The 19329-nt window shown below is 72.1% G+C and carries 19 protein-coding genes; 6 read left to right on the top strand and 13 right to left on the bottom strand.

The genetic code is table 11. The features are described 5' to 3' along the window. Positions 1–35: 35 nt before the first annotated feature. The 4 genes from ACWDX7_RS08850 to ACWDX7_RS08835 form a co-directional block, all read right to left on the bottom strand. Positions 36–701 carry a response regulator gene (locus tag ACWDX7_RS08850; RefSeq protein WP_451492318.1) on the bottom strand — a complete coding sequence of 222 codons (666 nt, stop codon included), beginning with the start codon at positions 699–701 and terminating at the stop codon, positions 36–38. After that, positions 698–1984 carry a sensor histidine kinase gene (locus tag ACWDX7_RS08845; protein ID WP_451492317.1) on the bottom strand — a complete coding sequence of 429 codons (1287 nt, stop codon included), beginning with the start codon at positions 1982–1984 and terminating at the stop codon, positions 698–700. Before ACWDX7_RS08845 ends, ACWDX7_RS08850 begins: the two co-directional genes overlap by 4 nt. Positions 1985–2106: 122 nt before the next feature. Then, positions 2107–3165: a hypothetical protein gene (locus tag ACWDX7_RS08840; RefSeq protein ID WP_451492316.1), complete on the bottom strand. Its 1059-nt coding sequence runs from the start codon at positions 3163–3165 to the stop codon at positions 2107–2109. A gap of 93 nt (positions 3166–3258) precedes the next feature. Continuing rightward, complete coding sequence (locus tag ACWDX7_RS08835; RefSeq protein WP_451492315.1) at positions 3259–4041, bottom strand: IclR family transcriptional regulator; 783 nt, start codon at positions 4039–4041, stop codon at positions 3259–3261. A gap of 152 nt (positions 4042–4193) precedes the next feature. Between ACWDX7_RS08835 and ACWDX7_RS08830 the strand changes: the two genes are divergently transcribed. The 4 genes from ACWDX7_RS08830 to ACWDX7_RS08815 all read left to right on the top strand — a co-directional run bounded on the left by ACWDX7_RS08830 (position 4194) and on the right by ACWDX7_RS08815 (position 7670). Then, positions 4194–5732, top strand: a complete 1539-nt coding sequence (locus tag ACWDX7_RS08830; RefSeq protein ID WP_451492314.1) for an aldehyde dehydrogenase (NADP(+)) — start codon at positions 4194–4196, stop codon at positions 5730–5732. 115 nt (positions 5733–5847) lie between these two features. Next, positions 5848–6069, top strand: a complete 222-nt coding sequence (locus ACWDX7_RS08825; protein ID WP_451492313.1) for a hypothetical protein — start codon at positions 5848–5850, stop codon at positions 6067–6069. A 53-nt stretch (positions 6070–6122) separates the two neighbouring features. After that, the gene (locus ACWDX7_RS08820) at positions 6123–7391 is read left to right on the top strand and encodes a TerD family protein (RefSeq protein ID WP_451492312.1); all 1269 of its coding nucleotides are present in this window, start codon (positions 6123–6125) and stop codon (positions 7389–7391) included. Positions 7392–7493: 102 nt separating this feature from the next. Further along, positions 7494–7670 carry a hypothetical protein gene (locus ACWDX7_RS08815; RefSeq protein WP_451492311.1) on the top strand — a complete coding sequence of 59 codons (177 nt, stop codon included), beginning with the start codon at positions 7494–7496 and terminating at the stop codon, positions 7668–7670. Positions 7671–7774: 104 nt separating this feature from the next. On the opposite strand, the gene ACWDX7_RS08810 is transcribed toward ACWDX7_RS08815, so the two are convergent. Both ACWDX7_RS08810 and ACWDX7_RS08805 read right to left on the bottom strand, forming a co-directional pair. Then, positions 7775–9214, bottom strand: a complete 1440-nt coding sequence (locus ACWDX7_RS08810) for an alkaline phosphatase PhoX (protein WP_451492310.1) — start codon at positions 9212–9214, stop codon at positions 7775–7777. 284 nt (positions 9215–9498) lie between these two features. Continuing rightward, on the bottom strand, positions 9499–11067 hold the full coding sequence (locus tag ACWDX7_RS08805) for a hypothetical protein (RefSeq protein ID WP_451492309.1): 1569 nt from the start codon (positions 11065–11067) through the stop codon (positions 9499–9501). A 259-nt stretch (positions 11068–11326) separates the two neighbouring features. On the opposite strand from ACWDX7_RS08805, the gene ACWDX7_RS08800 reads away from it, so the two are divergent. Together ACWDX7_RS08800 and ACWDX7_RS08795 are read left to right on the top strand one after the other, a co-directional pair. Continuing rightward, the gene (locus ACWDX7_RS08800; RefSeq protein WP_451492308.1) at positions 11327–13171 is read left to right on the top strand and encodes an endonuclease/exonuclease/phosphatase family protein; all 1845 of its coding nucleotides are present in this window, start codon (positions 11327–11329) and stop codon (positions 13169–13171) included. 220 nt (positions 13172–13391) lie between these two features. Beyond that, on the top strand, positions 13392–13646 hold the full coding sequence (locus ACWDX7_RS08795) for a hypothetical protein (RefSeq protein WP_451492307.1): 255 nt from the start codon (positions 13392–13394) through the stop codon (positions 13644–13646). A 129-nt stretch (positions 13647–13775) separates the two neighbouring features. Here the strand turns inward: ACWDX7_RS08795 and dapD are convergent, their stop codons facing one another. The 7 genes from dapD to sufD all read right to left on the bottom strand — a co-directional run bounded on the left by dapD (position 13776) and on the right by sufD (position 19290). Beyond that, positions 13776–14756, bottom strand: coding sequence for a 2,3,4,5-tetrahydropyridine-2,6-dicarboxylate N-succinyltransferase (dapD, locus tag ACWDX7_RS08790; RefSeq protein ID WP_451493078.1), 981 nt, complete (start codon positions 14754–14756; stop codon positions 13776–13778). A gap of 174 nt (positions 14757–14930) precedes the next feature. Beyond that, on the bottom strand, positions 14931–15275 hold the full coding sequence (locus ACWDX7_RS08785; protein WP_266937365.1) for a metal-sulfur cluster assembly factor: 345 nt from the start codon (positions 15273–15275) through the stop codon (positions 14931–14933). Next, on the bottom strand, positions 15272–15733 hold the full coding sequence (gene sufU, locus ACWDX7_RS08780) for a Fe-S cluster assembly sulfur transfer protein SufU (RefSeq protein WP_451493077.1): 462 nt from the start codon (positions 15731–15733) through the stop codon (positions 15272–15274). Before sufU ends, ACWDX7_RS08785 begins: the two co-directional genes overlap by 4 nt. A 36-nt stretch (positions 15734–15769) precedes the next feature. Then, positions 15770–17026, bottom strand: a complete 1257-nt coding sequence (locus tag ACWDX7_RS08775; RefSeq protein ID WP_451493076.1) for a cysteine desulfurase — start codon at positions 17024–17026, stop codon at positions 15770–15772. After that, on the bottom strand, positions 17023–17787 hold the full coding sequence (gene sufC / locus ACWDX7_RS08770; protein WP_451493075.1) for a Fe-S cluster assembly ATPase SufC: 765 nt from the start codon (positions 17785–17787) through the stop codon (positions 17023–17025). Before sufC ends, ACWDX7_RS08775 begins: the two co-directional genes overlap by 4 nt. 7 nt (positions 17788–17794) lie before the next feature. Beyond that, positions 17795–18112 (bottom strand): bifunctional 3-phenylpropionate/cinnamic acid dioxygenase ferredoxin subunit, encoded by a 318-nt coding sequence (locus tag ACWDX7_RS08765; protein WP_451493074.1) that lies wholly within the window; start codon positions 18110–18112, stop codon positions 17795–17797. Continuing rightward, a complete protein-coding gene (gene sufD / locus ACWDX7_RS08760; RefSeq protein WP_451493073.1) occupies positions 18112–19290 on the bottom strand; it encodes a Fe-S cluster assembly protein SufD in 1179 nt (392 codons plus the stop codon). The genes ACWDX7_RS08765 and sufD overlap by 1 nt, the downstream gene beginning before the upstream one ends. Between the last annotated feature and the right edge of the window lie 39 nt (positions 19291–19329).

Raw genomic sequence — 19329 nt, 5'->3', positions numbered from 1 at the left:
AGTCGTTCCGCTCTGCCCTGATTGTGGCCGGGTTCTCAGCCTTTCTTCATGAGGAAACCCCCCTCGTAGGCAGCGATGACCGCCTGGGTGCGGTCCCGGGAACCGGTCTTCGCCAGGACGGCGGCGACATGCGTCTTGACCGTCTGCGGTCCGACGCCGAGGCGGCCGCTCATCTCGCGGTTGGACAGTCCTGTGGCCATCAGGCGCAGGACATCGGCTTCCCGGTCGGTGAGCCGGGCCACCCAGGGCGCGGCCGCGGGCGGGGACCCGGCCGTATGGGCGGCGGCCAGCGAGCGGAGGGCGGCCGGGAAGAGCAGGCAGTCGCCGCGGGCGACGAGCCGGACGGCGCCGATGAGCTCCTCCGGGTCGGCCCGCTTGAGGAGGAAGCCGGCGGCTCCGGCGCGCAGGGCGTCGTAGACGTAGGCATCGTTCTCGAAGGTGGTGACGACCACGATCCGGGGCGGCTCGGCCATCGTGGCGAGGATCTGCTCGGTGGCGCGGATGCCGTCGATCTCGGGCATCCGGACATCCATCAGCACCACGTCGGGTGCCAGCGAGCGGACCAGGGGGACGGCCTGGGCCCCGGTCGTCGCCTCGCCGACGACCTCCAGATCGGCCTCCGCCTCCAGGATGACCCGCAGGGCGGTGCGCACCATCCGCTCGTCGTCGCAGAGGACGATGCGCACCGGTGGGCGGCTCATCGCTCGCCCCCGGCGAGCGGCAGAACGGCCCGCAGCCGCCAGAGCCCCTCGTGCGGGCCGGCTTCCAGGCCGCCGCCGAGCAGCGCGGCCCGTTCGGCGGCGCCGCGCAGCCCACGGCCCCCGGTGGCGCGGATCGCGCGGCTGGCGGGGCCGGCCGGCGGATTGCTCATGGTGATCTCCAGTTCAGGATGTCCGCCGTCGCGGCCGCCCCGTACGCGCAGCCGAAGTTCGACGGGGCCCGCGCCGTGGCGCAGGGCGTTGCTGAGGCCCTCCTGCACGATCCGGTAGGCCTCCCGGGACGCGATCGCCGGCAGTTGCGTCCAGTCCCCGGCGGGCCCGGGGTCCTGGTGGGCCGTGACGGCGACGCCGGCAGCCCGGGTGCGGGCCAGCAGGCCCTGGAGGTCGGCGGCGAGGGTGGGGGCGGGCGCCGCGTCCGCCCGGGCCGGGTCCCCGTCGCGCAGCAGGCCCAGGACGGTGTCCAGCTCCCCCACCGTCCGCCGGGTGGTGTCCTCGATGGCGGCCAGCGCCTCCCGGGCGAACGCCGGGTCGGTGTCGAGCACCCGCCGGGCGGCGACCGCCTGGAGGGTGACGGCGCTCAGCGCGTGCCCGACCGCGTCGTGCAGCTCCCGGGCCAGCCGGTTGCGCACCGCGAGGTCGGCGGCCCGCTCCTCGGCCGCGGCCAGCCGGTCCGCCGCGGTCGGCCCGAGGAGTACGGGCGCCAGCCGTGCCAGCAGCGCCCCGGCTCCGGCGGCGCAGAGGACGAGCCCTGCCAGCAGCGCGATGCCGAGCAGCGGCGCGAGGTACGGCTCGGCGCTCGTGCTGAGCCAGCCCCGTCCCAGCCCGGCGTCCCGCAGCCCGCTCACCAGCGGCAGTGCCATCAGTGACACCGCCATGGGCGGCACCGCCAGGCTCATGCCGCTGATCACGGCCCCGAGCCCGAGGTGCAGGGTCCACCAGGCGGAGGTCCGCCCCCGGGCGGCCCAGGACCGGGCCGGACCCTCGGCCAGCCGCTCGCCGGGCACGTCGCACATGGCCCGTACGGCAGCCACCGACATCGGCCGCACCAGCCGGAACAGGGCGGTGGCGGCCGCGATCGGCAGGGCCATGCCGTAGGCGGCGAACAGCAGCGCCGGGGATTCGAATGCGTTTGCCCCGCCCCGCAGAACACCGACGATCACGGTGGTGAGCAGGAAGTAGGGCATCAGCAGGGCCCCGCCGAGTATCTGGTGCAGCCAGCGCAGCCGGGCCCGTACTCCCACGGCCCGGGCGACGACCCTCCGCACGTCCCCTACTCCCGACCCCGCCACCCGCGTCTCACCCCCTCTGCTCTCACCCCGCCCACTCTCCCCCTCTACCCCTCGGCCCGACTCCCTCGGGCCGTCCCACCACCGGCCGGCTCGCCCCGTCACGCTTCACGCCACGCCTCACGCCGAGCGGCGGGCGGCGGGCGGCGGGCGGCGGGCGGCGGGCGGCGGGCGGCGGGCGGCGGGCGGCGGGCAGTCAGGAACCGGATGAGGACGGCGGCCGAGAGCAGCCCGGTGATCATCTGTCCAGCGTAGGGCAGGTACATGACCACAGGGGACTCCTGCACCGCCTCCGGCTCCCAGCCGGCGGAGGCGACCAGCGGCCACACCGCCCAGGTCAGCGCCGCCGCCGATCCGGTCCAGGCGAGGGCCGCCGGCCACCACGCCCGCCGTGCCCCGCCCCTGGCCAGCAGCGCCGCTCCCGCCCCGGCGGCCAGCGCGCATATCCCGTGCGCCGCGGACACCGCCCCCGTCTCCGCCGACCACTGCTCCACCCGCGACTCGCCCACCCCCGCCGTCCCTCCGACAGCCCAGTACAGGTACGCCGCGCCCACGGCCGCGCCCGTCACCGCCGCGGCTGCCGCCGTCACCCCCGTGGACGGCGGCAGCCGCTCCCCCAGCACGCCCTGCCACCGCCGGCCCCAGCGCTCCCGCGCGTAGGGCACGAACAGCCCGGCCAGGGCGAGACCTTGCACGCTGAATCCCGCGTAGACGACGTTGAAGACCCAGGGCTCCAAGAAGGGCTCCTGCCCGCTCCACCCGGCCGGGTCCGCCCCGAAACCGAGCGCCCGTATGAGCAGTTGGCCGGGAAACGCCAGGAGGATCGGGGTCAGCAGACCCGTGGCGACGAAGACGGGCACGGTCAGCGACCAGGCCGGCGCCCGTATGCCCCAGGGCGTGGTCAGCACCAGCACGAGCAGGATCACGCACGCGTCCATGGCGAGCGTCACGGCATTGGCCACGGTGAAGAACACCCCGGGCTCGCTCAGCACGCTGCCCGCCGGTATCCCGATCAGGCTGCCGCCCAGCCAGGCGGTCTTGAGCGCCAGGTAGGGAAGGGTGGCGGCCACGGCCACCACCCGCAGTGCGCGGCTCCCGGCCCCGGGCCGGGAGGCCGGTGGCCGCTTCGCGCGCGTCGTGTCATCCGCTCGTGTGCTCATGACCCAACGGTCCCGTGCGCGCCGCCCCGCCACCTCCCCCTTGAAGGGGAACCGCCTCCCCCATGCGGGGGAGGAACGGCCTCGTCCGGCGCCTCACATGCGCCGCGTCACCACCGACAGCCGGTCCCGTGCCTCGAACAGCGCCGCCTTGATGACGTGCTCGCGCTCAGCCGTCAGCCGGGCCACCGGCACCGAGCAGCTCACCGCGTCCCGGGCCGGCGTCCGGTACGGCACGGCCACCCCGAAGCAGCGCAGCCCGAGCGTGTTCTCCTCGCGGTCCAGCGCATAGCCCTGTTCCCGCACCAGCGCCAGCTCCTCGATGAGCTGCTCCCGGTCGGTGATGGTGTGCTCGGTGACCGCTTCCAGCCGCCGCGGCAGCAGGGCTCGTACCTCTTCGTCCGTGTACGTGGCCAGCAGTGCCTTGCCGAGCGCCGTCGAGTGCACGGGCAGCCGCCGCCCGACGCGGGTGAAGGGCCGCAGGTAGTGCTGGGACTGCCGGGTGGCGAGGTACACCACGCTCGTCCCGTCCATCCGGGCCAGGTGGATGGTCTCCGTCGTGTCGTCGGAGAGGCGGTCCAGGGTGGGCCTGGCGGCGGCGACCACCTCGTCCCCGTCGATGTACGAGCTGCCGACGAGCAGCGCCCGTACGCCGATGCCGTACCGCGTACCCGTCGCGTCGGTCTCCACCCACCCGAGGCTCACCAGGGTGCGCAGCAGCATGTACAGGCTGGACTTGGGCAGCGAGAGGTCGCTCTGGATGTCGGCCAGGCTGTGCAGCCCGGGCCGCGCCGCGAAGTGCTCCAGCAGCTGGACGGTCCGCACGGCGGATTTGACCGGCGCCGCCGCCCCGGGGTTCCCCGAATCGGTCGTCGTCATACGGCACTTCCCCTCTGGCATCCCCTGGCGGCCTCCTGCGGCTGCGGCCTCTTGTCAGGCACAGGGCGCGGAAATAGAGTCCGCAGCAGGTGTGATCATCCATCAACCGGAACGGCGTTCAGAATACTGAACGATCCAGGAGGCAGCGGGCCGTGACAGCGACACCAGTCTGGAGTGTGGACCCCCGCACCGGGAAGCAGCGCGAGCAGGTTGCGGCAGAGGCCACACCCCGGGACGTGGACGAGGCCGTACGCGCCGCCCACGCCACCCGGGGCGCCCTGGCCGACGCCACCGCCCGCGCCGCCTTCCTGCACACCGCCGCCCGGCTCCTCGACGAGGCCGCCGCACAGATCGTCGAAACCGCCGACGCCGAGACCGCGCTGGGCCCCGGCCGGCTCACCGGCGAGCTGGCCCGCACCACCGGTCAGCTGCGGGCCTTCGCCGACGCCGTGGACGAGGGGGCCTACCTCGACATCCGCATCGACCGCGCCGACCCCTCCCTCAGCCCGCCACGCCCCGAGCTGCGCCGCTACAAGGTGCCGCTGGGCGTGGTCGCGGTCTACGCCGCCTCCAACTTCCCGCTCGCCTTCTCCGTCCCCGGCGGTGACACCGCGAGCGCGCTGGCGGCCGGCTGCCCGGTCGTCGTCAAGGCACACCCCGACCACCCGGCCACCTCCGAGCTGTGCGCCTCCCTGCTGCGGCGGGCGGCGGCGTTGTCGGGGCTGCCTGCCGAGGTCGTCGCCGTACTCCACGGCTTCGACGCGGGGGTGGAGCTGGTACGCCACCCGCTGGTGGCCGCCGCCGGATTCACCGGCTCCATCCGGGGCGGGCGGGCCCTCTTCGACGCGGCCGCCGCCCGACCGGTGCCCATCCCCTTCCACGGCGAGCTCGGCTCGCTCAACCCCGTCGTGGTCACCCCGGCCGCCGCGGCCGAGCGCGCGGAGGAGATCGGCACGGGCCTCGCCGGCTCGGTCACCCTCGGCGTCGGCCAGTTCTGCGTGAAGCCCGGCCTGGTCCTCGTGCCCGGGGGGCCGGACGGCGACCGGCTCACCGGCGCGCTCGCCAAGGCCCTCGGCGAGACCGGCCCCGGGGTGCTGCTCGACCACCGGATGCGGGAGAACTTCATCGCCGGGGTGCGCGAGCGGGCCGCACTGCGCGGCGTCAGCGCGCCCGTCAGCCCGGGCGCGGCCGGGGAGCACACCGTCGGAGCCGGCTACCTGACCGTGGAGGCACACAGCCTGTCGGAGGGGGCGGGCGGGGAGTACGACCTGCTGCTGGAGGAGTGCTTCGGCCCCGTCACCGTCGTCGTGCGGTACGCCGACCAGCGCGAGGCGGGCGCGGTGCTCGGGCGGCTCGCCGGGAACCTGAGCGCCACCCTCCAGTTGTCGGCCGCCGAGACGCGGGGTGCGCCGGGACCGGCCGCCGAGCTGATCGAGCGGGTGACGGGGCTCGCGGGCCGGATCGTGGTGAACGGCTGGCCGACCGGGGTCGCGGTGGCCCCGGCCCAGCACCACGGCGGCCCCTACCCCGCGGCCACCTCGCATTCCACGTCGGTCGGCGGGACCGCCGTCGAACGCTGGCTGCGGCCGGTGGTCTACCAGTCGGTGCCGGACGCTCTCCTTCCGGCGGAGCTGCGCGAGGGGAACCCGCTGGGGCTGCCGCGCGTCGTCACGGGACCCGCGGGGGCCTGAGGGGCTTCGGGGCGGCGAGGTCGGCTGCGGGGTCGCGGCGGCCGCGGCTGCCGGGATGCCGGGATGCCGGTAAATCCGTTGCCGCCCCGCCCGCGGCGACGGCAGGCTGCGCCTCATGCCGAAGCCGCACGGGTTCACGTACGCCGTACACAGCGACCGCTCCGTCGTCATCACGCACCGGGGCCGCGCCGCGGGCACCCTGCGCGGGGGGCGCGCCGACAAGTTCCTGGCCGAGGTGGAATCGGGCGACGCGCAGCTGGTGATGGCCCGCTGGACCGGCACCTACAAGTTCGGCAACGAGCGGGCCGCGAAGAACCACCCGCGCAATCGGCGCTGAAATATCCCGCGAGGGCAAGGGAACGGCAAAGCACCTCCGGTCGTTCTCCGGGCATGACCGCAATGACCCCTGGTTCCAATCTGCCGCTCAATACCGTCCGGGTGACGGTGGATGTGGCTGCTCCGGTGCGGCTCGACGTATCGGGGCTCCTGCTCACGGCGGACGGCAAGGTGCGCTCCGACGCCGACTTCATCTTCTACAACCAGCCCTCCGGGCCGGGCGTCACCTACCGTTCCGGCGGCGGTTCCGCGCCGGACTCGATCAGCATCGACACCAGCGCGGTGCCGCCGGGAATCGAGCGGATCGTCGTCACGGCCAGCCCCGATGCGGCCGGGCAGACCTTCCAGGGCGTGGAGCCCACCGCCACGGTGCGGGCCGCGGACGGCGGCGCGGTGATCGCCTCCTTCACCCCGCCGAAGCTGGGCGCGGAGACCGCGCTCGTCGTGGTCGAGATCTACCAGCGGGGCGGCGTGTGGAAGGTTCGCGCGGTCGGCCAGGGGTATGCGAACGGCCTCGCCGGCATCGCCACCGACTTCGGCGTGTCCGTGGCGGAGGAGCCGGCTCCGGTAGCCGCCCCGCCCGCACCCGTGGCCCCGCCCGCACCCGTGGCCCCTCCGGCACCGCCCGCCGTGCCGGCTTCCTACCCGGCCTCCCCCTGGCTCGGCGGTGCGACACCCGCCGCGGCCGCGCCGGCCCCGGCGGCCCCCGCTCCCGCTCCCGCCGCGGCCGCCCCCGCCGGCTCCGGGAAGATCAATCTTGACAAGGGCCGGGTCAGCCTCCAGAAGAACCAGACCGTCTCCCTCGTCAAGGGCGGCCGCCCGCTGCTCTCCCAGGTCAAGATGGGTCTGGGCTGGGAGCCCGCGTACCGCGGCCGGGACATCGACCTGGACGCCTCCGTCATCGCGTACGGCCCCCAGCGCAACCACATCGACAGCTGCTACTTCGGCAAGCTGTCGATCCTCGGCGGCGCCGTCAAGCACTCGGGTGACAACCTCACTGGCGAGGGGGGCGGCGATGACGAGGTGATCGTCGTGGACCTGGGCCGCCTCCCCGCCGATGCCACCGGCCTGGTCTTCACGGTCAACTCCTTCTCCGGCCAGAAGTTCACCGAGGTCGCCAAGGCCTACTGCCGCCTGATCGACGCGGCGAGCGGCGAGGAGCTGGTGCGCTTCGACCTCACCACCGCCGAGCCGCAGACCGGCGTCATGATGGCCAAGCTGGTCAAGCAGTTCTCCGGAGAGTGGGAGATGACGGCCATCGGCGACTTTGTGAAGTCGCGCACAGTGCGCGGCATGGTCAAGCCGGCGGCGCAGGCACTCTGAGCAGGTGGGCGGGCACATGGCGCGAGCCGGTGGCCCTTGCGGGTGATGGATGCCACGCGTAATGCGGCGGTGGCTGTCAGTGTCCGCCCGTAGCCTTGAGGTATGCAAGAGACACTCGCACCCGTGGGTCCGGCCCGCCCGTCCGCCGCTGAGGCGAACGAGGCGATCCGGCACCTTGTGGAGACCCGGGTGGACGGCGAGTGGCCCTCGGAGGCGTATGAGTTCCTGCTCGCCGAGTGGGCCGCGGCCTCCCACGCGGAGGCTCCCGCAGCCCCGTGACCCGGCGGTATGCGGGCGCCCCCTGCGCCGGCTGTCACCGGCCCGCCGTCAGCCCCCCGGCTCCAGCTACTGCCCCGGCTCCGCTACTGCCCCGGGCCGCGCCGTCAGTGCCCGCGGCGCCACGGCCCGGTGATCGCGAGCATGATCCCCGGATCCTGGATGCACGCGTACAGGGTGCGCCCGTCCGGGGAGAAGCAGACCCCGGCGAACTCGGAGTACTCCGGCTCCTCGGCCGACCCGATGTTCAGTTCGTTGCGCGCCAGCGGGTAGGTGCGCCCTGAGGCGGTTGCGCCGAACAGGTGCTGCAGTCCGTCCCCGTCCTCCGCGAGGATCAGCCCGCCGTACGGCGACACCGTGATGTTGTCCGGTCCGTCGTGGCCGCCTCCCTCCGAGGGGTCCGCGTTCACACCGATCAGCACCGTGAGGCGCAGCGTGCGCCGCTTGGGGTTGTAGAACCACACCTGGCCGTCGTGCGCCGCGCCCGGGCTCTCCTCACGGGCGTAGGACGAGACGAAGTACGCGCCGCCGTCGGCCCACCACATGCCCTCCAGCTTGCGCCCCCGCGTCACGGCCCCGGCCGCGAACTGCTCGCGCACGGGCACGGTCCGCGCGTCGCGGTCCGCCACGTCCACCCAGTCGACCCCGTAGACGGTGCCGATCTTCACGGCGCGCGAGAGGTCGTCGACGAAGCGGCCGGAACTGTCGAAGCACTTGGCGGCCTGGAGCACACCGGCGTCGGCCGCGAGCTCGCGGAGCCGGCCGCGCCCGTGGCGGAAGTCACGGGGCGGGGTCCACCGGTAGAGCAGCCCGTTGGGTCCGGAGGCGTCCTCGGTCAGGTAGGCGTGCCCGTGGCGCGGGTCGATGACCACGGCTTCGTGGTCGAAGCGGCCGAAGGCTTTGACGGGCTGCGGGTCGCGGTTGGCGCGGCGGTCGTGCGGGTCGACCTCGAAGACGTAGCCGTGGTCCTTGGTCATCCCGTTCGTGCCCGCGCGGTCGGAGTTCTCCTCGCAGGTCAGCCAGGTGTCCCAGGGGGTGGTGCCGCCGGCGCAGTTGGTGGAGGTACCCGCGATGCCCACCCACTCGGCGACCTCTCCGCCGCGCCGGACCTCGACGACCGTGCAGCCGCCGGCCGCCGCCGGGTCGTATACGAGGCCCTCGGCGAGCGGGACGGGGTGGTCCCACTTCTCGCGCCTGCCCTTCAGTTCGTGGTTGTTGACGAGCAGCGTGACTCCGCGGCTGCCCTCGAAGGCGGCCGTCCCGTCGTGCCGGGTGGGGGTGCTCTCGCCGGAGTCGAGCTTGGTCACTCCGCTGTGGGTTATCACCCGATAGGAGAATCCGGCCGGGAGGGCGAGCAGGCCGACCGGGTCGGCGACGAGGGGACCGTAGCCGGGCTCGCAGGGCCGGCCGTGCTCGTCGCGCAGCGCGCCCTCCTCGGCCGCCAGCGCTCCGGGCGCGGTGGCGAGGGCGCCGACCGTACCGGTGAGCGCGACTCCCGCGCCGGCGAGGACGGTACGGGCGGTGAAGTCTCTGCGGCTGAGAGGCATCTCGTCTCCAGGGGTGGGGAGGTGGTGCGCCTGTCGTGCGGTCGTCGGCGCACACGCTCCCGCCCGCACGTGAACGGCGGCTGAACTACCCACGAAGGAGAACCGTCCCCCTGCCCGGTGGTCAGAATGGCCAACTCCACGTCAAGAAACGGCGCGTTGTCGACGTCCGATGAGCGCTTTGCGCAGGATCAGGACTGCTTCACGACTGCTCTGGCACCACTCCAGCACCACTTCACGACTGCCCCGCACCACTCCAGCACCGTTTCAGCCACGTCCGGGCCGCTTCACGACGACTGCCGGGAGCGCGCCTTGAAAGCGGCCTTGCGGGCCTCCTTCGCCGCCTTCCGGTCCGGGTGCAACCGTCCCATCGCCTCCAGGACGTACGCCGTCGCCGGGTGCTCCACCCGCCACACCTGGTCGAAGAAGCCCGAGTGATGTGCGGTCAGCGTCTCCATCAGGAGCGGCAGCTCCTCCGTCTCCCCGTCCGCGGCGAGCTGCGCCGCGATCGTGTCCACCGTCAGCCAGAACACCATCGCGCCGTCCGGCGCCGGTACGTCGGCCACGCCGCGCTCGGCCAGCCAGACCCGGGCGAGCCCGCCGAGCTGCGGATCGTCCAGCACCGCGCGGACCGCCGGCTCGGCCTGCGGCCCGGCCGGCGCGAGGGCCTGCTGGCAGCGCAGCCGGCGCAAGGGCGCGCCCTCGTCGTCACCGCGGGCCGCCGCCAGCAGTTCGGCCACCGCGGCCGGAAGTTCGCGGCCGGCCAGCCACTGCTCGATCTCGGCCTGGGCGGCGCTCTCGGGGTAGAAGGAGACTCCGTCGAGCAGCGCGTCCGCGCCCTTGTCGGCGAGTTCGCCGACGGCGGGGGCCTCGACTCCGGCCTCCAGCATCCGGGCGCGGACCCCGTACAGGCCCAGCGGGGTCAGCCGGACCAGCCCGTAGCGGGAGACGTCCTCGTCCTCCAGAGACCCGGCAGCGGCGCCGGCCGGAGAACCGGAGGCGGCTTCCGGCGCGGCCGGGTCCTCCACCTCCGCCAGCAGTTCCTCGTCCACGGGCCGGAACTCGACCAGCCCGATCGGCTCCAGCTGCCGGAACTGGTCGTCCAGGCGCATCATCGCGTCCGAGACCTGCTCCAGCACGGCGTCGGTCGGCTCGCCCATATCGTCGGGTACGACCATGGACGCGGCGAGCACCGGCAGCGGAACCTGCCCTCCCGGCGTCCCGCCCCCGGCCACGCTGAGCAGGTAGAGATTGGCGAGCACCCCGTCGAGGAAGTCCGCCTCGCGGCGCGGCTTCCAGTCCAGCTCGTCGAAGTCGATCTCGCCGCCCGCGTCCAGGGCGTCGACGAGGCCGTCCAGATCGGGTACCGCCGCGTCAGCAAGGACCGTGTCCAGAGCGACCAACCACAGGTCGAGTACGTCGCCCGGCGCACCGCTCGTCACCAGCGCGAGGTCCTCACCGGGCAGGGCGGTGCCGAAGCGCTCCTCGCCCTCACCCGCGGCCCCGCCCTCGCCCGCGGCCTCGCCCTCACCCGCAGCCCCGCCCGCAGCCTCGCCCCCAGCGTCTTCCTCCGGCTCGGTCACATCGACCAGGCCCGTGTCCACGGCCACCCGCCAGGCCCGGCTCGCCTCCATGGCGGCGTCCCCCTCGGCCGGGTCGAGGCCGAGCACCCCGGCCGCCTCGGCCAGCTGGGCGGCGACGAGTTCGCCGCCGGCGTCCACGCGGGTGTCGGGTCCGGCCCACCGGGCCAGCCGTACCGCGCGGGCGAACAGCGGGGCGACGAGGGCGTCGCGGGCCAGTTCCGCATCGGAGTGCAGCCGTACCGGCGGCAGCGTGGGGTGCGGCTCTGCGGACATGGGGCGGTTCTCCTCGCGGGCGTGGTGGGGCTGTCGGCACGATCTACGGCGCCCCAGCGTAGACGCATTTCGGGCGCCCCCGGCGAGGCATCCGTACGGGTTCATCCCCCAGTCAACTGCCGTCTTCCCGGGAAACCTTGACAACGTCCCTACGAACCCAGGAAATTGACGCGCGTAGACATGTAGAGGCCCTCGCGGTTTCCGCAGATCACACCGCACCTCCTCCGCTCCCCTCACCCAGACACCGGAGTTCCCGCCCATGCGCTCCTCGCATCCCCGTTCCGCCGCCGTCGCGGCCCTCGTCGCCACCGCGCTGGCCACCGGCCTGCTCGCGGGCTCCGCCGGCGCGGCCGAAGGCGACGCCGTGTCCGCCGATCCGATACGCATTCACGACATTCAGGGCACCACCCGGATATCCCCGCTGAACGGCAAGCAGGTCACCGACGTCGAGGGCATCGTGACCGGCGTGCGTACGTACGGCTCGCGCGGCTTCTGGATCCAGGACCAGGACGCCGACGACAACGCCGCCACCAGCGAAGGCGTGTTCGTCTTCACCGGCTCCGTCCCGACCGTCGCCGTGGGCGACGCCGTGAAGGTGTCGGGCACGGTCGGCGAGTACGTCCCCGGCGGCGCCAAGTCCGGCAACCAGTCGGCGACCCAGATCTCCAAGCCCGTCGTCACCGTCGTCTCCTCGGGCAACACACTGCCCCAGGCCGCCGCCATCAACGAGTACACCGTGCCCGCCGAGTACGCCCCGGCGGGCGACCCGGCCGCCGGCGGCAGCATCAACGGCCTGACCCTGGACCCCACGCGCTACGCACTGGACTTCTACGAGTCCCTTGAGGGCATGAACGTCGCCATCGGCACCTCGCGCGTGGTCGGCGCCACCGACCCGTACGCGGAACTGTGGGTCACCGTCAAGGGCTGGGAGAACGCCAACACGCGCGGTGGCACGGTCTACGGCTCCTACGAGTCCCAGAACACCGGCCGGCTCCAGATCCAGCAGCTCGCGCCCCTCGCGCAGCAGCCCTTCCCGGTGGCCAACGTCGGCGACAAGCTGACCGGCACGACCGAAGGCCCGCTGGACTTCAACCAGTTCGGCGGCTACACGCTCGCGGCCCGGACCCTCGGAACCGTCAAGGCGGGCACCCTCACCCCCGAGAAGACCAAGGCCCAGGGCGCGCACGAGCTCGCGGTGGCCACGTACAACGTCGAGAACCTCGATCCGACCGACCCCCAGGCCAAGTTCGACGCGCTGGGGAAGGCGGTCGTGGAGAACCTGGCCTCGCCCGACATCCTGGCCCTGGAGGAGATCCAGGACGACAACGGCAAGACCAACGACGGCACCGTCTCGGCCGAGCAGACGCTGACGAAGTTCACGGCGGCCATCAAGGCGGCCGGCGGCCCGGCGTACCAGTGGCGGACCGTGGACCCGGAGAACAACAAGGACGGCGGCGAGCCCGGCGGCAACATCCGCCAGGTGTTCCTCTTCAACCCGGAGCGGGTCTCCTTCACCGAGCGCGCCCCCGGCGATGCGACGACGGCGACCGGCGTGGTCCGGGAGAACGGCCAGGCCGCCCTGACCCGCTCCCCCGGCCGCGTCGACCCCGCGAACCCGGCGTGGGCCGACAGCCGCAAGCCGCTGGCCGGTGAGTTCGTCTTCCGCGGCAAGACCGTCTTCGTCATCGCCAACCACTTCGGCTCCAAGGGCGGCGACGAGGGCCTGACCTCGCACCACCAGCCGCCGGTGCGCTCCTCGGAGGCCAAGCGGCTGCTTCAGGCGCAGGCCGTGAACGGCTTCGTCAAGGAGATCCTGGCGGCGGAGAAGAACGCGAACGTCCTCGTCCTCGGTGACATCAACGACTTCGAGTTCTCGGCGACGACGGACGCGCTGACGGACGGCGGGGCGCTGTACCCCGCGATCAAGTCGCTGCCGAAGTCGGAGCGGTACTCGTACGTCTACCAGGGCAACTCGCAGGTGCTGGACCAGATCCTGACGAGCCCGGCGATCAAGCGCTTCACCTATGACAGCGTGCACATCAACGCGGAGTTCGCGGACCAGAACAGCGACCACGACCCCCAGGTGCTGCGCTTCCGCCCGTAACGGGCGACGTCCCCTGAGCCAGTGGGTCCGGCCACCGTCCCGGCCGGGCCCACTGGTCGCCAGGCACGAAGGAGTGGCTGGACCTCTCCCGGACAAGGGGGCTTTCGGCTGGGAAGTGACGCTCGACACATCTCGGCTGATTCGACCGGCATGTGGTGTTGAGTGTCTGCACGCCCGATCTCGGACCGCTTCGTACCGGCCGCTCTCCCTGGAGGACCGCGTGCTCCCCTCCGTCTCCCTCGCCCAGCACATCGGCCTGGCAGTCCTGGCCGTAGCCGTCCTGGTCCGGGTGGCCGGTCTCGGCCGCAGGACACGGGGCAGCCGCATCCCGCACCCGGAGCCGGCGGTGCCCAAGAACCTGCCGTCGATCCCGGCCCAGCGCGGCCGGGCGTCGCACCCGCTGGAGTCGGTGGAGCTGACCGAGGCGGAGAAGCAGGCCTTCGCGCGCCTCATCCGCTCGATCCCCCAGCGCTGACCGGGCCGCACACGACGCAGCCGCACGCAGCGGCACCCATCGGACGCAGCGCGCCCATCGGGCGCGCGCACAACGCCCTCCCACCCCGGCCGGGGTGGGAGGGCGTTGTGGCAGCCCGGACCCGGAGGGTCAGTTGTGGCTGTGGAGGATCTCGTTGAGGCCGCCCCAGACCGCGTTGTTCGGGCGGGCCTCGACGGCGCCGGTGACCGAGTTGCGGCGGAAGAGGATGTTGTTGGCGCCCGAGAGCTCCAGGGCCTTCACGATCTGGCCGTCGGGAAGGGTGACGCGGGTGCCCGCGGTCACGTAGAGGCCGGCCTCGACGATGCACTCGTCGCCCAGCGCGATGCCGACGCCCGCCTCGGCGCCGACGAGGGTGCGCTCGCCGATCGAGATGATCTGCTTGCCGCCGCCCGAGAGGGTGCCCATGGTGGACGCGCCGCCGCCGATGTCGGAGCCGTCGCCGACGACGACACCGGCGGAGATCCGGCCCTCGACCATGGAGGTGCCGAGGGTGCCGGCGTTGAAGTTGACGAAGCCCTCGTGCATCACGGTGGTGCCCTCGGCGAGGTGCGCGCCGAGGCGGACGCGGTCCGCGTCGGCGATGCGCACGCCCTTGGGGGCGACGTAGTCCGTCATCCGGGGGAACTTGTCGATCGAGGTGACCTGGAGGTGCAGGCCCTCGGCGCGCGCGTTGAGGCGGACGGTCTCGACCTGGTCGACCGCGACCGGGCCCAGCGATGTCCAGGCGACGTTGGCCAGCAGGCCGAAGACGCCGTCGAGGTTCTGGCCGTGCGGCTTGACCAGGCGGTGGCTGAGCAGGTGCAGGCGCAGGTACGCGTCGTGCGCGTCGAGCGGCTTGTCCTCCAGGGAGGAGATGACCGTGCGGACGGCTACCACCTCGACGCCGCGCACCGCGTCCACGCGGACGGCCTTCGGCCCGGTCGCGCCCAGCAGCTCCACGGCCTGCTCGGCGGTGAGGCGCTGGGTGCCGGCCGGTCCGGGCTCGGCGGCCAGCTGGGGGGCGGGGAACCAGGTGTCGAGAACGGTGCCGTCGGCGGCAATGGTGGCAAGTCCGGCGGCGACGGCGCCGGTGGTACGCGTAGCAGTCATGCCTGAAACCTAACCGGCGACGGCCCGCGGTCGCGAACCGGTCTCATGTGCCGGTCGCACGTCCGCCGCCCGGGCCCCGCCCCGGCACCCCGGCACCCCGGCACCCCCGCGGCGGACAGCGGGAAGGCCCCCGGCGGGAACCGCCGGGGGCCTTCCTCACGCACCACGCACGTCTCAGACGTTGAAGCCGAGGGCGCGCAGCTGCTCACGGCCGTCGTCCGTGATCTTGTCCGGGCCCCACGGGGGCATCCAGACCCAGTTGATGCGCAGTTCGTTGACGATGCCGTCCGTCGCCGACTTCGCCTGGTCCTCGATGACGTCCGTCAGCGGGCAGGCCGCCGAGGTGAGCGTCATGTCGAGGGTGGCGATGTTCGCGTCGTCGATGTGGATGCCGTAGATCAGGCCCAGGTTCACGACGTCGATGCCCAGCTCGGGGTCGACCACGTCGTAGAGGGCCTCGCGGACCTCTTCCTCGGTGGCCGGCTTGATCGACGCCTCGGGCGCCGCGTTCTCGGTCATGCCGTCTTCCTCTCCGCGTCGCCCAGCACCTGGGCGGTCGCGTCCTTCCACGCCATCCAACTCAGCAGAGCACATTTCACGCGCGCGGGATACTTGGAGACGCCGGCGAACGCGACCGCGTCCTCTAGCACCTCCTCCATCTCCTCGTCCGGCTCCAGCTTGCCCTTGGACTGCATCAGCTCCAGGAACACGCTCTGGATCTTCTGCGCCTCGGCCAGCTCCTTGCCCACGAGCAGCTCGTTCAGTACGGACGCGCTGGCCTGGCTGATGGAGCAGCCCTGGCCCTCGTACGAGACGTCGGTGAGCGTCTCGCCGTCGTACTTCACGCGGAGCGTGATCTCGTCGCCGCACGTCGGATTGACATGGTGCACCTCGGCATCGCCGTCGCGCAGGCCGCGCCCGTGCGGGTGCTTGTAGTGGTCCAGGATCAGTTCCTGGTACATCGAATCCAGCTTCACAGCGTCCTCGTCAGCCTCTTGTCGTCCGACTCGTCGTCATCCGAAGAAGTTCCGTACGTGCTCCAGCCCGTCGATCAGCGCGTCGACCTCGGCGGGAGAGGAGTACAGGTAGAAAGACGCTCGCGTCGTCGCGGGAATTCCGTACCGCAGGCAGACCGGTCGTGCGCAGTGGTGTCCCACGCGGACCGCGATGCCCTGCTCGTCCAGCACCTGCCCCACATCGTGCGGGTGAATGTCTCCGAGCACGAAGGAGATCGCGGCGCCGCGGTCCTCGGCCGTCAGCGGGCCGATGATCCGCAGGTCGGGAACCTCCGCGAGGCGCTTGACCGCGTAATCGGTGATCGCGTGCTCATGCGCGGCGATCTTGTCCATGCCGATCGCGGTCAGGTAGTCCACGGCCGCGCCGAGGCCGACGGCCTGGGCGATCGGGGGCGTGCCCGCCTCGAACTTGTGGGGTGCCGGGGCGTACGTCGACGAGTGCATCGACACGGTCTCGATCATCTCGCCGCCGCCGAGGAACGGGGGCAGGTCTTCCAGGAGCTCCTGGCGGCCCCAGAGGACGCCGATGCCGGTCGGGCCGCACATCTTGTGGCCGGTGAAGGCCACGAAGTCGGCGCCGAGCGACTGGACGTCCAGCGGCATGTGCGGAGCGGCCTGCGAGGCGTCGATCAGCACCAGGGCGCCGACGTCCTGGGCGCGGCGGACGATCGCCTCGACCGGGTTGACGGTGCCCATGATGTTGGAGACCAGCGTGAAGGAGACGATCTTCGTCTTCTCCGTGATGACCTCTTCGATGTTGGACAGGTCGAGCCGGCCGTCGTCGGTGAGGCCGAACCACTTCAGCTTCGCGCCGGTGCGCTGCGAGAGCAGCTGCCACGGCACGATGTTGGAGTGGTGCTCCATCTCCGTGATGGCGATCTCGGTGTCGCGGTCGACCCGGTAGGGCTCCTCGGCCCAGCCGAGCATGTTCGCGACCAGGTTGAGGGACTCCGAGGCGTTCTTGGTGAAGATCACCTCGTTGCGGCTCGGCGCGTTGATGAACGCGGCGACCTTGTCACGAGCGCCCTCGTACAGCGCCGTGGCCTCCTCGGCGAGCACGTGCACGCCGCGGTGGACGTTGGCGTTGTGCTGCTCGTAGTACTCGTTCAGCGCGTCGAGCACCTGGCGCGGCTTCTGGGAAGTCGCCGCGTTGTCCAGGTAAACGATCTTCTTCCCGTCGTGGACCACACGATCCAGCAGGGGGAAGTCCTTGCGGATCGCCTCTACGTCGAGGAGGCCGGGCATCTGAATCACGCGGTCGCGCCACCCTTCACGTACTTGTCGTAACCCTCGGCCTCCAGCTGGTCGGCGAGCTCGGCGCCACCGGATTCGGCGATGCGGCCGTTCGCGAACACGTGCACGAAGTCGGGCTTGATGTAGCGCAGGATGCGCGTGTAGTGCGTGATCAGCAGGGTGCCGACCTCACCGGACTCGCGGACCCGGTTGACGCCCTCGGAGACGACGCGCAGCGCGTCGACGTCCAGGCCGGAGTCGGTCTCGTCCAGGATCGCGATCTTCGGCTTGAGGAGCTCCAGCTGAAGGATCTCGTGGCGCTTCTTCTCACCGCCGGAGAAGCCCTCGTTGACGTTGCGCTCGGCGAAGGCCGGGTCCATGTGGAGCTGCTCCATGGCGGACTTGACCTCCTTCACCCAGGTACGCAGCTTCGGCGCCTCGCCGCGGATGGCGGTGGCCGAGGTACGCAGGAAGTTGGAGACCGAGACGCCGGGGACCTCGACCGGGTACTGCATGGCCAGGAACAGGCCGGCGCGGGCGCGCTCGTCGACGGTCATCTCCAGGACGTCTTCGCCGTCGAGGGTCACGGTGCCACCGGTGATGGTGTACTTCGGGTGACCGGCGAGCGAGTACGCGAGGGTGGACTTGCCGGAACCGTTGGGACCCATGATGGCGTGCGTCTCACCCTGCTTGACGGTGAGGTCGACACCCTTGAGGATCTCCCGGGCGCCGGACTCGGCCTCGACGGAGACGTGCAGGTCGTGGATTTCAAGCGTTGCCATGGATACCTCAGGACTCCTGGGTGAGGGAGACGAGCACGTCGTCCCCTTCGATCTTTACGGGGTATACGGGTACGGGGCGCGTCGCGGGCAGACCCGACGGCTTGCCGGTGCGCAGGTCGAAGGCCGATCCGTGCAGCCAGCACTCGATCATGCAGTCCTCGACCTCGCCCTCCGAGAGCGAGACGTTCGCGTGCGAGCAGATGTCGTTGATCGCGAACACCTCCCCCTCGGTGGAGACGATGGACACCGGCGTGCCGTCGAGTTCCACCCGCTTGGGGGTGTTCTCCTTGAGCTCGCTCAGCGCACAGGCCTTGACGTAGGGCATCAGACGGACGCCTGCAGCTCGTTTTCGATCCTCGTGAGCAGGCGCTCCTCGATGTCCGGGACACCGATCTGCTGGACGAGTTCGGCGAAGAAGCCGCGCACGACCAGACGGCGGGCCTCGTCGGCCGGGATGCCGCGCGCCTGGAGGTAGAAGAGCTGCTCGTCGTCGAAGCGGCCGGTCGCGGAGGCGTGGCCGGCTCCGACGATCTCGCCGGTCTCGATCTCCAGGTTCGGCACGGAGTCGACCCGCGCGCCGTCCGTGAGGACGAGGTTGCGGTTCATCTCGTAGGTGTCGGTGCCCTCGGCGGTCTTCTCGATGAGGACGTCACCGATCCAGACGGCGTGGGCGTCCTGGCCCTGGAGCGCGCCCTTGTACACCACGTGGGACTTGCAGTGCGGAGCACTGTGGTCGACCAGGAGGCGGTGCTCCTGGTGCTGGCCGGCGTCCGTGAAGTACAGGCCGAAGAGCTCGGCCGCGCCGCCGGGGCCGGCGTAGGTCACGCGCGGGTGCAGGCGTACGAGGTCGCCGCCGAAGGTGACCACGATCGACTTGAAGCTGGCGTCGCGGCCGACCAGGGCGTTGTGCTGGGAGACGTGCACTGCGGTGTCGTCCCAGTCCTGCACGGAGACGACGGTGAGCTTGGCGCCGTCGCCGACGAGGAAGTCGACATTGGCGGCTCGCACGCCGTCGCCGGTGTGGTCGATGACGATGACGGCCTCGGCGAAGGCCTTCACGTCGAAGACGGTGTGGCCGAAGGTGGTGCCGCCCTCGCCGTGCAGCGTGACGCGCACCGGCTCCGTGAGGACGGCTTCCTTGGGCACGGTCACGACCGTGGCCTTGGCGAAGGACGAGAACGCCTGGGCGGCGATCCGGTCCACCGGGGTGCCGGCCTTGCCGATGCGCGCGTCGTCGCGCTCCACCGACTCGATCGTCACGTTCTCGGGGGCGTCGATCTGGGCCTTCAGGGTTCCGTTGGCGACCGCGGTGCCGTCGTGGAGACCACGCAGGCGTGCCAGCGGGGTGAAGCGCCACTCTTCCTCGCGGCCGTGGGGCACGGGGAAGTCCGCCACGTCGTAGGACGGGGGGGCGCTCATCCGGGTGGCGACGGTGGACTCGGCGGCCACCGCGATCGCGCCGGCGGTGGTCGAACCCGCCGGAATGTTCTGAGCCTCAGCCATGGCTGTCGTGTTGCTCACTCTCTTTTACGGACACTGCCT

It is taken from the genome of Streptomyces sp. NPDC003034 (genome assembly GCF_053591375.1).
The sequence above is the reverse complement of the archived record's forward strand: the minus strand, read 5'-3'. Positions and strand labels throughout refer to the sequence as shown.

Bases quoted from the DNA above. Each gene is read 5' to 3' on its own strand.
- ACWDX7_RS08765 (WP_451493074.1), bottom strand. From the start codon at position 18,112: ATGCCCTACGTCAAGGCCTGTGCGCTGAGCGAGCTCAAGGAGAACACC.
- ACWDX7_RS08850 (WP_451492318.1), bottom strand. From the start codon at position 701: ATGAGCCGCCCACCGGTGCGCATCGTCCTCTGCGACGACGAGCGGATG.
- sufD (WP_451493073.1), bottom strand. From the start codon at position 19,290: ATGGCTGAGGCTCAGAACATTCCGGCGGGTTCGACCACCGCCGGCGCG.
- ACWDX7_RS08820 (WP_451492312.1), top strand. From the start codon at position 6,123: ATGACCGCAATGACCCCTGGTTCCAATCTGCCGCTCAATACCGTCCGG.
- sufC (WP_451493075.1), bottom strand. From the start codon at position 17,787: ATGGCAACGCTTGAAATCCACGACCTGCACGTCTCCGTCGAGGCCGAG.
- ACWDX7_RS08840 (WP_451492316.1), bottom strand. From the start codon at position 3,165: ATGAGCACACGAGCGGATGACACGACGCGCGCGAAGCGGCCACCGGCC.
- ACWDX7_RS08785 (WP_266937365.1), bottom strand. From the start codon at position 15,275: ATGACCGAGAACGCGGCGCCCGAGGCGTCGATCAAGCCGGCCACCGAG.
- ACWDX7_RS08805 (WP_451492309.1), bottom strand. From the start codon at position 11,067: ATGTCCGCAGAGCCGCACCCCACGCTGCCGCCGGTACGGCTGCACTCC.
- dapD (WP_451493078.1), bottom strand. From the start codon at position 14,756: ATGACTGCTACGCGTACCACCGGCGCCGTCGCCGCCGGACTTGCCACC.
- ACWDX7_RS08815 (WP_451492311.1), top strand. From the start codon at position 7,494: ATGCAAGAGACACTCGCACCCGTGGGTCCGGCCCGCCCGTCCGCCGCT.
- ACWDX7_RS08810 (WP_451492310.1), bottom strand. From the start codon at position 9,214: ATGCCTCTCAGCCGCAGAGACTTCACCGCCCGTACCGTCCTCGCCGGC.
- ACWDX7_RS08825 (WP_451492313.1), top strand. From the start codon at position 5,848: ATGCCGAAGCCGCACGGGTTCACGTACGCCGTACACAGCGACCGCTCC.
- ACWDX7_RS08800 (WP_451492308.1), top strand. From the start codon at position 11,327: ATGCGCTCCTCGCATCCCCGTTCCGCCGCCGTCGCGGCCCTCGTCGCC.
- ACWDX7_RS08835 (WP_451492315.1), bottom strand. From the start codon at position 4,041: ATGACGACGACCGATTCGGGGAACCCCGGGGCGGCGGCGCCGGTCAAA.